This is a genomic window from Caballeronia sp. SL1002 (genome assembly GCF_057814995.1).
The window spans coordinates 1,333,147-1,347,309 of the sequence record NZ_JBYMUW010000002.1 but is presented as its reverse complement, the minus strand read 5'-3'; the positions used below and the strand labels follow the sequence as shown (position 1 = coordinate 1,347,309).

Here is a 14,163-nt window from a genome sequence, read left to right as displayed (position 1 = left end):
TGATCCGTTTCAGCGCTGCACCGGCAACGGGGCCGGCTGACGCATCGGCGCGCCGAGCGCGCGCAGCGTTTCCTTGATGGTCGCGATGCGCACGGACAAATCCGGGCTGCGCGTTTCGATTCGCAGCTTGTCCTGTCCGGCGAGCTTGATGTGCTTGTGCTTCTGCACCATCTCGATAATTTTCATCGCATCGACGGGCGGATTCGGGATGAACTGCAGCCCGATCACGCTCTCGCCCGCATCGATCTTCGAGATGCCGAGCGGCTTTGCTGCGAGCCGCAGGCGGTGCGTTTCGATCAGCGCCTGCGCCTGTGGCGGCAACTTGCCGAAGCGGTCTACCAGTTCCTCCAGGATCGAATCGATCGCGTCGCTCGACTCGCAGTTCGCCATGCGCTTGTAGAGCGACAAACGTTCCTGCACGTCGCCGCAATAATCGGCGGGGAGAATGGCCGGCGCGTGCAGATTGATTTCGGTCGTCGCGGCGAGCGGGGCGGTCAGGTCGGGCTCGCGGCCTTCCTTCAACGCCTTCACGGCGTCGTTGAGCATGTCCGTGTAGAGCTGGAAGCCGATCTCGTGAATCTCGCCCGATTGCTTGTCGCCGAGCACTTCGCCCGTGCCGCGAATTTCGAGATCGTGCATCGCGAGGTAGAAGCCCGAGCCGAGTTCTTCCATCTGCTGAATGGCCTCCAAACGGCGCTGCGCCTGCTTGGTCAGCGCCTGCGGATCGTGTACGAGCAAATACGCGTAAGCCTGGTGATGCGAGCGGCCGACGCGCCCGCGCAACTGGTGCAACTGCGCGAGACCGAATTTATCGGAGCGGTGAATGAGGATGGTGTTCGCGCTCGGCACGTCGATCCCCGTCTCGATAATGGTCGTGCAGAGCAGCACGTTCGCCCGCTGGCCGACGAAATCGCGCATCACGCGTTCCAGTTCGCGCTCGTGCATCTGCCCGTGCGCAACCGCGATGCGCGCTTCCGGCACGAGCGCTTCGAGCATCGTGCGCCGATTCTCGATGGTTTCCACCTCGTTGTGCAGGAAATACACCTGCCCGCCGCGCTTCAATTCGCGCAACATCGCCTCGCGGATCACGCCGTCTTCCTCGCGCCGCACGAACGTCTTGATGGCGAGGCGCTTTTGCGGCGCGGTCGCGATCACGGAGAAGTCGCGCAAGCCTTCGAGCGCCATGCCGAGCGTGCGCGGGATCGGCGTTGCGGTGAGCGTGAGCACGTCCACCTCGGCCCGCAGCGCCTTCAGCGCTTCCTTCTGGCGCACGCCAAAGCGATGTTCCTCGTCGATGATAACCAGCCCGAGCCGCTTGAACTGCACGTCCGATGACAGCAGCTTGTGCGTGCCGATCACGATATCGACGGTGCCCTCGTTGATCTGCGCGATCGATGCCGATACTTCCTTCGTGCTCTTGAACCGCGACAATTCGGCGATCCGCACCGGCCAGTCCGAAAAGCGGTCCGTGAAGGTTTGCGTGTGCTGTTCCGCGAGCAGCGTGGTGGGCGAGAGGATCGCCACCTGCTTGCCGCCGAGCACCGCGATAAACGCCGCGCGCAACGCCACTTCCGTCTTGCCGAAGCCGACGTCGCCGCACACCAAACGATCCATCGGCTTGCCGCTCGTCATGTCGCCGATCACCGCTGTGATCGCCGCCGCCTGATCCGGCGTTTCCTCGAAGCCGAAACTTTCCGCGAACTTCGCGTAATCGCGCGCTTCGAGCGGGAACGCGTGACCCTGACGCGCCGCGCGGCGCGCGTACAGATTCAGCAATTCGGCGGCGGTATCGCGGATTTGCTGCGCCGCTTTGCGCTTCGCCTTGTCCCACTGGCCGGAGCCGAGCGCGTGCAGCGGCGCGCTTTCCGGGTCCGCGCCGCTGTAGCGCGAAATGACGTGCAACTGCGCGACCGGCACGTACAGCTTGCTTTCGTTCTGATATTCGAGATGCAGGAACTCGGTTTCGCCTTCGCCGAGATCCATCGAAACCAGCCCCATATAGCGTCCGATGCCGTGCTGCGTATGCACGACCGGATCGCCGATCTTCAGCTCCGACAGGTCGCGCACCATCGAATCGACGTTGCTCGCCTGTTCCTGGCGGCGTCGTCCCGCGCGCCGCGCGAGCGGCCCGTACAACTCGGTTTCGGTGATGATCGAAAGCTGCTCGCCCGGCAGCACGAAGCCGTTCGCGAGCGGCGCGACGCCGAGCGAGAACTTGGCGTCGCCGGCGAGCCAATCCTTGAACGTGTCGTCGAGCGCGGCGCGCAGGCCGTTATCGGCGAGCAGTTGCTGGATGGTCTCGCGCCGTCCCGCCGATTCCGCCGCGAGCATCACGCGGTTCGGCGTCTGTTCGAGATAGTGGCGCAGCGCGAGAATCGGCTCGTCGGCGTGTCGGTCGATTGCCAGGCCAGGCAACGGCACGGCCCAGCCGCCTTCGGGCGTCGGCGGAAATTTCAGTTGCGCGAAGGGTTTGGCGAAGGCGAAGAAATCGTCGTCGGAGAGAAAGAGGCGCTTGGGTTCCAGCAGCGGCCGCTCGCGGTCGTGCGACAGGAAGTTGTAGCGCTGCTTCGTGTCGTTCGTGAAACGCTTGATGGCCGCGTCCATGTCGCCGACGAACGCCAGTTGCGCGCCCTCGGGCAGATAGTGGAAGAGCGTGGCGGTTTCGTCGAAAAAGAGCGGCAGGTAATACTCGATCCCCGCCGACGGCACGCCGTTGCCAATGTCCTTGTAGATCGACGAACGGCTCGGATCGCCTTCGAATACCTCGCGCCAGCGGCTGCGGAATGCAGTTCGCGCGGCTTCGTCGAAGGGAAATTCGCGGCCCGGCAGCAGGCGCACGTCGCGCACCGGATAAAGACTGCGCTGGGTATCGGGATCGAAGGCGCGGATGGAATCGACTTGATCGTCGAACAAGTCGATCCGGTATGGCAGCGGCGAACCCATCGGGAAGAGGTCGAGCAGCGAACCGCGCACGCAGTATTCGCCCGGCCGCACGACCTGGCTCACGTGCTCGTAGCCCGCGAGCGTGAGTTGCGACTTGAGTTTCGCCTCGTTCAGACGTTCGCCTTGTGTGAACGAGAACGTGTATGCCGCCAGAAAGGAGGCGGGCGGCATCCGGTAGAGCGCGGTCGTCGCGGGCACGAGCAGGATGTCGCAGCGGCCTTCGCCGAGATCGTGCAGCGTCGCGAGCCGCTCGGAGACGAGATCTTGATGCGGCGAAAACGTATCGTAAGGCAGCGTTTCCCAGTCGGGGAGCAGGCGCACGCGCGCGTCGGGCGCGAAATACGGAATCTCCACCGCCAGCCGCTGCGAATCGACCGCGCTTGCGCAGAGCACCGTCAGAAGTGGCACCGATTCGCGATGGGCGAGGTGATAGCGCGCAATGGCGAGCGCATCGGCCGAGCCGCTCGCGCCATCGAAAACAAAACGCTGGCCCGGTTTGACGAGTGCGATGGGTGAAGATGACTGCGAAGTAGCGGCTTTTGAGGGCATAAGGTGTGCGGGGAACCGTTCGCGCGCGAAAGTGCGTGCGGGACCGGCGTGGTCGCGAAGGACCTATTATAAAATCCGGGCTTCACTTTGACTTGCTGACTTTTCCGACACGTGACTTCCCGCCTGTTTGCCCTGATTCCGTGCGCCGGCACCGGCAGCCGATCCGGCTCGCCGATTCCGAAGCAATACCAGACCGTGGGCGGCCGCGCGATGCTGCATTATTCGCTCGCGGCGTTCGATGCCTGCTCCGAATTCACGCAGACGCTCGTGGTGCTCGCCCCTGACGATAGCCATTTCGATGCCCGCCGGTTCGCGGGTTTGCGATTTGCCGTGCGGCGATGCGGCGGCGCGACCCGGCAGGCATCGGTGCAGAACGGGCTGAATGCGCTCGCCGAGTTCGGTGCGCGCGACGACGACTGGGTTTTGGTCCACGACGCAGCGCGGCCGGGGATTACGCCGGAGTTGATTCGCCGGCTGACGGGCGCGCTCAAGGATGATCCCGTCGGCGGAATTTTGGCGCTGCCGGTGGCGGATACTTTGAAGCGCATCGAGGCCGAGGGCGTCGCGCACGAAGAAGGGCGGATTGCGCGTACCGAATCGCGTAATGGGCTTTGGCAGGCGCAGACGCCGCAGATGTTCCGGCTCGGCATGTTGCGCGATGCCATCACGCGGGCGCAGCAAGACGGGCACGATCTCACCGACGAGGCTAGCGCGATTGAATGGACGGGTTCTGCGCCGAGGCTCGTGCAGGGGAGTTTGCGGAATTTTAAGGTGACGTATCCGGAGGATTTTGCACTGGCTGGCGCCATGGTCGGGAGCGCGGTTTAGGGTTTGCTGGCGCCCGGTGTTTTTGTTTGCCTGTGGCTGCTGGGAACTTGCTTTCGTGTAGATTTATTGGCACGCCGCTGTGCGCGGCAACAGTTATTTTTTTGGCTAGCTGCAAAGAAAGTAACCAGAGAAAGTAGCACGGGATTTAGCGACGTGGGGCGGCTTGAGCGTGGGCGGGTTACGCCGTCCGATCCTCGGGCGCTTTCTGGGAACTTGCTTTCGTGTCGGTTTATTAGCACGCCCCTATGCGGGGCAGCAGTCACTTTCTTTGCTGCTGCAAAGAAAGTAACCAAAGAAAGCAGCTTATCCGTCTAAGTGCCCACCACGAACCGTAACTGGGAGTGGTCCGCAAGCTGATTCGGCCGTCGCACCACACAACAGAGTGGAACCGCTCATTCATCCCGGCAGGCATAAATGCCTACCGGTAAGGCATAACTGAGCAACAAACCAAACCAAACCAAACCTATCGAGCAAGGCCTGGCAAAACCGAACCGAACCGAACCGAACCGAACCCACCGACCGACGGTGTTTGATGTGCCCGTCGTCCTCGCGTAGCGAGGATGGAACTGAGCGGAGCTGTGCCAAAACGACCGAACGCGAGTTAGCCGAGTCAGCTTGCGTGCCTATCTGCGAGGTTATTCGAGGTGGACACTTAGGCGGACAAGCTGCTTTCTTTGGTTACTTTCTTTGCAGCAGTGTACAGACCGGAGACATAGTTGACACATGTACGAGGACATCGTTGACACCTGATGTTCAGGGTTTTACTGCTTTCAGGTCAAGTTTTGCAACGCGTTGATGGGCAAACCAGAACTCAATTACGCCGTCTTCGTCGTGCTTTGGACGTGCGGCCACGTACAGCCCTTTGAGCGCAGTCGACAGACGCAGCGCCTCGCCTCTGAAACGCACCAGGCCATTTGAATTGACCCGCAGCACCTCGTCGGCAGGCCCGTATTGCGGTTCTGGCAGATGCTCGGGCATCGTCCGCGGGCTGGGCTGGTAGCGGCTCACCGGCGTCGCCAGGTCCAGCGCCTCATGCGGGCGTTGCGTGTTGTACACCTGTCGCCAGCGTTCCAACTCCTGCTGCACGTGGGCGTGGGTCGTGAACACGTGCCGCGCCAGCACTTCAGCTTTCAGCGACCGATGAAATCGCTCATCCTTGCCATTCGTCTGAGGATGATACGGTCGGCTGTAGCTCACGTGGATGCCCAGTCTGATCAGCCACACCGCAAGCTCGGTCAACTGGCCCGGCGCGCTCGGAGAACCCCACGGCGCACCGTTATCGGTATTGATGCGTGACGGTAGCCCGTAGCAGCGAAACGCCCGCTTGAGCTCGGTCTGCACGACTTCCGTGGTAATCCGGCCGCAGGCGGCGAGCACGATGTTAAAGCGCGAGTGATCGTCGAGCACCGTCAGCGGCGCACAGCGGCCACCCTCCAGGGTCGGGAAATCGCCCTTGAAATCCATCTGCCACAGCGCATTCGGATGCTCGTGCTCGAAGCGCTGCCAGGGCCGCTGCGGTCTGTCCTCAGGCGCGTGGAGCAGGTCGTGACGGCGCAGGATCTCGGTGATCGTGGAGGGTGCGGGCACATTGGCGTAGCCGAGATCTTGCAGACGACGCTCGATCTTGCGTCCGCCCCAGCCGTACTCGCGGCGCAGGTCGAGCACGACGGCGACGATCTCATCGGATGAGCGCGCGGGACTGTCGTGCGGACGACGCGAGCGATCGACGAGACCTTCAAGGCCTTGCGTCGAGTGGCGGGCAAGCCACTTGTAGCCGGTCTGGCGGCTGACGTTGAAACGTCGGCACAACTCGCTGAACGGCACGCTCCGTTGGGTGGCGAGTTGAACGAATTCCTGTCGGAGACTCATGGTGTCTTTTACGTTCCAGGGCATGGGAGGATCTCGGGCGTTCGATTACCCGAAAGTGTCAACCATGTCTCCGTACACCTGTCAGCTATGTCTCCGGTCTGTACACAGCAGCAAAGAAAGTGACTGCTGCCGCGCATAGCGGCGTGCTAATAGACCGACGCGAAAGTAAGTTTCCAATAAGCGCCCGAGTGACCTAAGCAACGGCGCCACAAACCCCACGAATAGTGTAAAACCCCCATTCGGCAGCGAAAGCAACGCGAGCAACGCGAGCAACGCGAACGCAAGCACAAAAGCAAAAGGACAAATCACGATGGATTTCAGAATCGGACAGGGCTACGACGTCCACCAACTGGTCGAAGGTCGCCCCCTCATCATCGGCGGCGTGACGATCCCCTACGAGCGCGGGCTGCTCGGCCACTCCGACGCCGACGTCCTGCTCCACGCGATCACCGACGCGCTCTTCGGCGCGGCCTCCATGGGCGATATCGGCCGCCATTTCCCCGATACCGCGAAGGAATTCGCCGGCGCCGACAGCCGCGTGCTCCTGCGCGAGGCGTTCAAACGCATCACGGAAGCCGGCTTCGCCATCGCCAACGTCGATTCGACCGTCATCGCCCAGGCGCCGAAACTCGCGCCGCATATCGACGGAATGCGCGCGAACATCGCCGCTGATCTCGACCTGCCGCTCGACCGCGTCAACGTGAAAGCCAAGACGAACGAAAAGCTCGGCTATCTCGGACGCGGCGAGGGCATCGAGGCGCAAGCGGCCGTCCTGCTGCGCCGCACCGGCATCGACGCCTGAAAATCACGACGACGCGGTCAAGCCGATTCCGCCTCGATGGCGAGCGCGGCCGCGTTGATCACCGCCGCGATGCGCCCGACGTCGCGCAACTGCGTCGTGCTCATGCCTTCGGCCACCAGATTCTCGTAGTGCGATTTCACGCAGAAATGGCACTTGCCGATAATGGACGCCGCCAGCGCATACATCTCGAAACGCCGCTTCTCGACGCCGCCATGCGTCGCGTAAGCGTTCATCCGCAAGCCCGCGGGCTGCGTCTTGAGATCGGCGTTGTCCGCCATTTCGATAAACGGATACCAGATGTTGTTCATGCCCATCAACGCCGCCGCCGTCAGCGCGCCGTTGATTTCCTCGGGCGGCAACGCGCCCGACGCGCGAATCGCATTGACGATTTTCGTCGCTTTCGCCGCGTAGGCCGCCGCCAGCGCGACGCCGGCCGCGTCCGTGCCCTGCAGCGACGAGCGTGCAATCGTGCCATCCACGTTCAGGCGAATGTCCTTCGCGTAATCGGGGATCAGTTCTTTAATCGAAGACAAGAATTCCATTGTTTTCTCCTATCCTGATGTCCGTAAAAAAGCCCGCCGGCTTTCAAGCATAGCGGGCTTCTCGCCACTGATAAACGTGGCCGCTCAGAGCGTCGAGCCGCCGACCGCGCGGTTGCACGGGCACAGTTCGTCGGTTTGCAGACCGTCCAGAATCCGCAGCACTTCCTCCGGATTGCGTCCCACGTTCAGGTTATTTACCGAAACGTGCTGGATGACATTGTCCGGATCGACGATAAACGTCGCACGCAGCGCCACGCCGGCTTCCTTGTCGCGCACGCCGAGCTGGTCGATCAACTCGCCTTTCACGTCGCCGAACGCATAGTGGTTCAGCTTCGACAGATCCTTGTGCTCACGGCGCCAGGCCAGCTTGACGAACTCGTTATCGACGCTGCCGCCGAGCAGAACGGCATCGCGATCCTCGAAATCCTTCGCCAGCTTGCCGAATTCGACGATCTCCGTCGGGCAAACGAACGTGAAGTCCTTCGGGTAGAAATAGATGATCTTCCACTTGCCAGGAAACGACTGCTCGGTGATTTCCTCGAACGCCGACTGGCCGTTTTCCTCGTGATTGTTGAAACCCGGTTTTGCGGCAGTTACGGTGAATGCTTCGACTTTATCGCCCACGGTCTTCATATGAGTACTCCTGTGTTCGTTAAAAAGATCGCCACTCAGACACTGAAAGGACCTTCGACACTACCCGATCGCCGTCACGCCCGCATGACAAAAGTCGCTCGCGGGCGAAACTCGATCTTCACTATAGTTCTATTGACCTCTCTTATCAATAGATTTTAACTAACACGCTAAATAGTTTTTGACGATTCTGTCGATAAATTTCACGACTACGCGCTCAGTCCCACGTGTTGTCGAACCGCGCATTCTTCGTGACCGGAAAGTCGATCGTCACTTCGAAACCGGGTCCCGGCACGCGGTTGCGCAGACGCAGCGAGCCGCGCTGACGCGTGACGAGGCGCAGCACGATCGCCATGCCGAGCCCCGTGCCGTTCGCCTGCGTCCGTGCGGCGTCCACGCGATAGAACGGCCGCGTAATCAGCGCGACTTGATCCTCCGGAATGCCGAGCCCTTCATCCAACACTGAAAGCTCCACGCGGCCATGCGCCACATGCGTTCGCAGCGTGATCCGCGCGACGTCGTCGGCTTCGCTGCGCCCATATTTCCGGGCATTTTCGAGCAGATTACCGACCACCCGGCGCATATCGGTCGGGTCGCCCTCGATGGCCGCGTTCGCCGCGAATTCCGTGCGGATCACGACGCCTTCGTCGGCCTGGAAGCGCGCCGCCATCTCGCCGGCGACCATCGAAAGATCGACGGGTTCGGGCATGCGCTGCATCGGCCGCGCGTAATCGAGGAAACGACCGATGATCATATCCATCTGTTCGATATCGTCGATCATCGCAAGTTTCGTCGTTTCGTCCGACGGGCTCATTTCCGTTTCGAGCCGCAGCCGTGCAAGCGGCGTGCGCAGATCGTGCGAAATGCCGGCGAGCATCAGCGCCCGATCGGCTTCAAGCTGTTCGAGATCCTGCACCATCTGGTTGAAGCTTCGGTTCGTCTCCGCCGCGACGCCCATGCCGCGCTCGGGCAACGGATCCGGCGCCTGGCCCGAACCGACCTTGCGGGCGGCGAGCGCGAGCCGCGCGAACGGCCGGTTCACGAGACTCGTAATAAACGCCGCGCCGAACAGCGATAGTGCGAGCGCGAAGACGCCCCAGCCGGCCCACTGGAGGCCCGTGACAGTGTCGAGCTGATCGCGGTCGAGCGCGACCCAGTAGTCGTCGTCGTCGATCTTGAAACTGATCCACACGCCCGGAATATCGTTGACCGACTGCGCGATGATCGTCTCGTTGCCGAGCCGCCCGCGCACATCGCGCTCGATCAGCCGGTTGAGCGACTCGTCGGGCTGAAGGCGATATTTATCGGTGGTTTCGCGCGGATACACGCGCACGCCTTCATTGCTCTCCAGATCCTGCAGCAACGCGCGGCGCAGATCGGGATCGGAATAAAGGAGGGCGGTGCGGGTGAGTTTGACGACCGCGACGAGCTGGAGCGCCACGCGCTGGGCGCGCGGCTCCCGTTCGATCACGCGAAAGCTCTGGAACCAGGCGGCCAGACTCACCGCGATCAATAGCGCGATGAGTGCAAAAGTACGCCAGAACAGGCCGCCGAACGCGAGCGTCAGTAGCCGCCTGTCGATACGCATGGGTCGTTCGGGTCCTGCTCGGGATGAGTCAAAAGGCGGGCTGCGACGTGCCTCACGCGGCGCCGTCGGGGATAAACACGTAACCGAGGCCCCACACGGTTTGAATGAAACGCGGGCTGCCCGGATCCGGCTCGATCAGCTTGCGCAGACGCGAAATCTGCACGTCGAGGCTCCGGTCGAACACTTCGTATTCACGGCCTCGTGCAAGTTCCATCAGCTTTTCACGCGACAGCGGCTGACGCGGATGACGCGCGAACACTTTCAGCACTGAGAATTCGCCCGTGGTCAGCGGGATTTCCTGACCGTTTTTCGTCAGCGTGCGGGTGGCGAGATTCAGCGCGAATTCGCCGAACTCGAACACTTCCGTGGTTTCGGACGGCGCGCCCGGCAATTCGGACGGCGATTGGCGGCGCAGCACCGCGTGAATCCGTGCGACGAGTTCACGCGGATTGAACGGCTTCGGCAGATAGTCGTCGGCGCCCATTTCCAGCCCGACGATACGATCGACGTCTTCGCCCTTCGCCGTCAGCATGATGATGGGCGTGCGATCGTTGCTGCCCCGCAGACGCCGGCAGATCGAAAGCCCGTCTTCGCCCGGCAGCATCAGGTCGAGCACGAGCAGGTCGAAGCGTTCACGGACCCAGAGCTTGTTCATCGACGGCGCGTTTTCCGCGACGTACACGTTGAAGCCCTGTTCGCCGAGATAGCGTCGCAGGAGGTCGCGCAAGCGCGGATCGTCGTCGACTACGAGGATTTTTGAAGGATTTTTGGTTTCCATGACGGCATCTTAGCGCGATTACAAAGAGGTGCGAGTTTGCACCAATTCCGCAGTTACAGATAGTTACAAAATTTACGGGGACTGTGGCACGCCATAAAGGTTCTGTGCGTACACTTCTTACTTAAGCCCGTCATTCGGTAGATACTTCATAGACTAACGCTCGCGTGTCCGCACTGAAAGCAACGGCGTGTGCGTGTTTTGCGAAAGAGAACTGAGACTGTCCGGTTGTCGAGCAACGAAGGGAACAACATGAAGGGAGCGCGGCAGCGCGGACCCGTGCGCGCCGAGCGCATTTTCAGACAGACGCTACTCGCTAGCGCGCTTTACGCCGCACTCACCACACATTCCGCATTCGCGCAGCCATCGTCCGATGCCGGCCGGGATCCCGCTCAGGCCACGTTCGAGCGTTCATCGAATTCGCCGCTGCGTCCCATCGACGTGCGTGTCGTGCGCACCCAGCATCGCACCGGGCGCAACGTCGCGGCGAGTCAGGCGGCGGGCCGCGACCTGCGGCCGATGCCCTCCATGCAGCAAGTCCAGCAAGCCGATCCGCCCGCGCGCACGCCGCGCCACGCCGTGATGACGCCCGACGAGCGCAAGCTCCTGCGCCAGCATATCGAAGAAGCCGTCCGCGATCTTTACAAGCGCTGAGCTTTTCGCTTACGTCCTTTCGTGCTTTCCGCGCGCTCGCCGCGTTACGATTCGGCCCTGCCTTCCCACTGTAAAGCGCGCGCCGAATCCATGAAAAGACGTCAATTCCTGTCGATGACGAGCGCCGCCGGCGCGGGCCTCTGGCTGCCCGGCGCGTTTGCCGCGAGCGCCGAGCGCCAGCGTCAGGTGCTGATCCTGATCGAATTGATGGGAGGCAACGATGGCCTGAACACGGTCATTCCATTCGACGACCCGCTTTACCGCGCGTTACGTCCGCGAATCGCCGTGGCGCGCGACGCGACGATTCGACTCGATTCGCGCACTGGCCTCCATCCGTCGATGAAGGCGCTCTTGCCGCTTTGGCATCGGCACGAACTGGCGATCGTGCAGGGCGTGGGATATGAGTCGCCGAACCGCTCGCATTTCCGCTCGATCGAAATCTGGGACACCGCGTCGCACGCCAACGAATATGTGCGCGACGGCTGGCTCGCGCGCGCGTCGCGGGCTTCGTTCGAGCCGATGCGCAACGTGATGATCGGCAGCGTGGAGCCGGGTCCGTTCAAGGATCCGCTTACGTGTTCGGCGCAATGCGTCGCGCCCGATTATTCCGCTGGCTTCCCAGGTCCGTTCGGCGCGTCGGTCCGTGCCGCGATTCGACATCTCGCCACAGAAACGCCGTCCCTCGGCGGCGTTTCGACGGTCCGCCTGACGCTCGGCGGTTTCGACACGCATCAGCACCAAACGACGCAGCACGCGGCGTTGCTTGCGCAGTTGTCGTCGGGAATGGTTGCATTGCGCGCCGCGCTCGTGCGGCTCGGGCGCTGGGACGACGCGCTCATCATGACTTACTCGGAATTCGGCCGGCATCCGCGTGAAAATTCGCAGCTCGGCACCGACCACGGCTCGACCGCGCCGCACTTCATCGCGGGCGGGCGGGTGCGCGGCGGGTTATATGGCGTCGCGCCCGATCTCGCGCGTCTCGACGGCAACGGCAACTTGCCGTTCACCGTCGATTTTCGCGCGCTATACGCGACCGTGCTGCAGGCCGGCTTGGGACTCGATGCCGCGCCGATCCTCGGCGAGCGCATCGAGCCGCTGCGTTTCCTGCGCGCCTGAACCGCCGGGAACCGTTCAGCGCGTGCGCCAGCTGATCCACAGCTTGCGGATCGGCGTGAGCGCGATGCGCTGGTGAAGTATCTGAAAATTCTCGCGTTCGATTTCGTCTAGCAGCGCGAGCGACAGCGCCGCCTGCGCGCGCAGCATGCGTTGCGTCTTACGCTCGGCGGGCGGAATCGCGGCGAGCGCGTCGATCAGCGCCTGACGCGCGCGCCCGGTCTGGAAGCGCATCAGTTCGGTGAATGCGTCGCTATATTTGCGGTTGATCAGATCGGCGGCCGTCACGTTGTAACGCTGCAATTCGTCGATCGGCACGTAAATGCGACCGTGCCGCGCGTCATCGCCGATTTCCTCGACGCGCTCGGCCAGCATCAACGCCGCGCCCAGCGGCGCGGCCCACGCCACCGCGTTCGCCGGATCGTGCGCGGTCGCCCGCGCGAGCGCGGTGCCGAACGCGCCGCCCGTGCCGTCCAGATATCGACGCAAGCCGGGCCAGTCCAGATAGCGCGCCTGATCGAGATCCATCGCGTAGGCTTCGGTCAGCGTTTGCAGCGTCGTTTGCGACGCGGCATCGAGGGACGTGGGCAGCGCATGCGCCTTGAGCGCCTTCGTCACCGGATGCGCCGGTTCGCCGCCGAAGAGGCTCGCCAACTCCTTCTGCCACCACGCGTGCTTCGTGCGGCCGATGGTCGGATCGCTGGTTTCCTTGACGGTTTCCTCCAGCTCGCGCCGCAGCGCCGCGAGCGCGGTGAGGAAGGGCTGGCTTTTCGCCGGCGCGCGACGCAGCGCGTAATACGTGCTGGAACCATCGGGCGCGGCCTTTTGCTGGCAGTAATCGTCGAAATTCACGGGATTGGGCGTTGTTGCGCGGCACGTTCATCAAAACGTTTCCGCGGATGTGAAAAAAGCCATTGAGGATTCAATGGCTTTTTCGTGCTGCTCTGCTGCTTGTGTTCGTGGTGCGAGGAAGGGGACTCGAACCCCTACACCCTTGCGGGCGTCAGGACCTAAACCTGGTGCGTCTACCAATTTCGCCATCCTCGCCGCCCGGGTCGCTTATCCGCGCTGCTGCTTGGTCCAGCTTCAGTCCAGCTTAGTCAACGTGCTCAGTTGACATTTTACGGTCGGCAACCCGTGTTGTCGGCGTAGTTCGGGTGTTTGCCCGCGTTCTAAGTGCCTTCGCAGCGCCTTGATGAAACTGCTGAAAACCACTGAAAACCGCATGCCCGCTGCGCCAAGCCCGAGATTCTAACCGATTCGTTTCGCCATGTCTGCATTCTGAAAAGTGGCCGGAACAACGCTTTATTTACATCTCGAAATTCCGAAGATGCGAGGCGTTCTCATTGCGTGCGGCTCCCGGCGTGCCTACAATTCCCGTCGGATCCGCTTTCAAAAACATCGCACGCCGATATGAACCGCACTTCGCGCAATCGCTTCGTCGCATGGCTCGGCATCGCCGCCATGTGGCTTGCCATTGTCGCGCCGGTGATCAGCCAGAGCGTGGCCGCGCGCGCGGACGAGACCGATCCGCAAGCGGCCATCTGTACCGCTGCCGCATTCCCTACGCTCGACGCGCTCCAGGCTCACTCGGCCCACGCCGATCACGCGCAATCCGAAAGCACTCATCACGCGTCGCTCGCCGATCACCTCGAAGCGTGCTCGTATTGCGGCTTGCTCGCGCACCATCTGCCGCTCGCGGCGGTCGTCGCGTCCGACGCGGTCCGGGTCGAACGGATCGCGCGCGCCGCGCAGCCTGAAGCCGCCCGCGCGGTCTATCCAAAGTCCTACAACGTCGCGCGATCCCGCGCGCCGCCCAAAGTCGCCTGAAATCCATCGCCCGAGACGACCGCCGCGCTAAAGCTTCGCG

At 62.5% G+C, this 14,163-nt stretch carries 12 protein-coding genes and 1 tRNA gene; 5 read left to right on the top strand and 8 right to left on the bottom strand.

Annotated features, from left to right (window positions below; all coding sequences use genetic code 11):
- Nucleotides 1-9: 9 nt before the first annotated feature.
- Nucleotides 10-3,492 (bottom strand): transcription-repair coupling factor, encoded by a 3,483-nt coding sequence (gene mfd / locus AC3D25_RS08840; RefSeq protein WP_488888038.1) that lies wholly within the window; start codon nucleotides 3,490-3,492, stop codon nucleotides 10-12.
- Between the two features lie 111 nt (nucleotides 3,493-3,603).
- Between mfd and ispD the strand changes: the two genes are divergently transcribed.
- Entirely contained in the window at nucleotides 3,604-4,320 is a 717-nt protein-coding gene (gene ispD / locus AC3D25_RS08835; RefSeq protein WP_488888037.1) for a 2-C-methyl-D-erythritol 4-phosphate cytidylyltransferase, read from the top strand.
- Between the two features lie 753 nt (nucleotides 4,321-5,073).
- On the opposite strand, the gene AC3D25_RS08830 is transcribed toward ispD, so the two are convergent.
- Nucleotides 5,074-6,213: an IS481 family transposase gene (locus AC3D25_RS08830; RefSeq protein WP_488888036.1), complete on the bottom strand. Its 1,140-nt coding sequence runs from the start codon at nucleotides 6,211-6,213 to the stop codon at nucleotides 5,074-5,076.
- A 286-nt stretch (nucleotides 6,214-6,499) separates the two neighbouring features.
- Between AC3D25_RS08830 and ispF the strand changes: the two genes are divergently transcribed.
- Complete coding sequence (gene ispF, locus AC3D25_RS08825) at nucleotides 6,500-6,991, top strand: 2-C-methyl-D-erythritol 2,4-cyclodiphosphate synthase (RefSeq protein WP_488888035.1); 492 nt, start codon at nucleotides 6,500-6,502, stop codon at nucleotides 6,989-6,991.
- 17 nt (nucleotides 6,992-7,008) lie between these two features.
- Here the strand turns inward: ispF and AC3D25_RS08820 are convergent, their stop codons facing one another.
- From AC3D25_RS08820 to ompR, 4 genes are all read right to left on the bottom strand, one after another.
- Nucleotides 7,009-7,533 carry a carboxymuconolactone decarboxylase family protein gene (locus AC3D25_RS08820; protein WP_488888034.1) on the bottom strand — a complete coding sequence of 175 codons (525 nt, stop codon included), beginning with the start codon at nucleotides 7,531-7,533 and terminating at the stop codon, nucleotides 7,009-7,011.
- 84 nt (nucleotides 7,534-7,617) lie between these two features.
- Nucleotides 7,618-8,166 (bottom strand): peroxiredoxin, encoded by a 549-nt coding sequence (locus tag AC3D25_RS08815; RefSeq protein ID WP_488888033.1) that lies wholly within the window; start codon nucleotides 8,164-8,166, stop codon nucleotides 7,618-7,620.
- A 214-nt stretch (nucleotides 8,167-8,380) separates the two neighbouring features.
- On the bottom strand, nucleotides 8,381-9,751 hold the full coding sequence (locus AC3D25_RS08810) for an ATP-binding protein (RefSeq protein ID WP_488888032.1): 1,371 nt from the start codon (nucleotides 9,749-9,751) through the stop codon (nucleotides 8,381-8,383).
- Between the two features lie 52 nt (nucleotides 9,752-9,803).
- Entirely contained in the window at nucleotides 9,804-10,529 is a 726-nt protein-coding gene (gene ompR, locus AC3D25_RS08805; protein WP_488888031.1) for an osmolarity response regulator transcription factor OmpR, read from the bottom strand.
- A gap of 249 nt (nucleotides 10,530-10,778) precedes the next feature.
- Here ompR and AC3D25_RS08800 point away from each other — a divergent pair, with 249 nt between their 5' ends.
- Both AC3D25_RS08800 and AC3D25_RS08795 read left to right on the top strand, forming a co-directional pair.
- A complete protein-coding gene (locus AC3D25_RS08800; RefSeq protein WP_488888030.1) occupies nucleotides 10,779-11,180 on the top strand; it encodes a hypothetical protein in 402 nt (133 codons plus the stop codon).
- A 90-nt stretch (nucleotides 11,181-11,270) separates the two neighbouring features.
- On the top strand, nucleotides 11,271-12,296 hold the full coding sequence (locus AC3D25_RS08795; RefSeq protein ID WP_488888029.1) for a DUF1501 domain-containing protein: 1,026 nt from the start codon (nucleotides 11,271-11,273) through the stop codon (nucleotides 12,294-12,296).
- A 15-nt stretch (nucleotides 12,297-12,311) separates the two neighbouring features.
- On the opposite strand, the gene AC3D25_RS08790 is transcribed toward AC3D25_RS08795, so the two are convergent.
- Together AC3D25_RS08790 and AC3D25_RS08785 are read right to left on the bottom strand one after the other, a co-directional pair.
- Complete coding sequence (locus AC3D25_RS08790) at nucleotides 12,312-13,145, bottom strand: squalene/phytoene synthase family protein (protein WP_488888028.1); 834 nt, start codon at nucleotides 13,143-13,145, stop codon at nucleotides 12,312-12,314.
- Nucleotides 13,146-13,253: 108 nt separating this feature from the next.
- Nucleotides 13,254-13,340, bottom strand: a tRNA-Leu gene (locus tag AC3D25_RS08785).
- Between the two features lie 366 nt (nucleotides 13,341-13,706).
- Here AC3D25_RS08785 and AC3D25_RS08780 point away from each other — a divergent pair.
- Nucleotides 13,707-14,123 (top strand): DUF2946 domain-containing protein, encoded by a 417-nt coding sequence (locus AC3D25_RS08780; protein WP_488888027.1) that lies wholly within the window; start codon nucleotides 13,707-13,709, stop codon nucleotides 14,121-14,123.
- Nucleotides 14,124-14,163 lie beyond the last annotated feature (40 nt).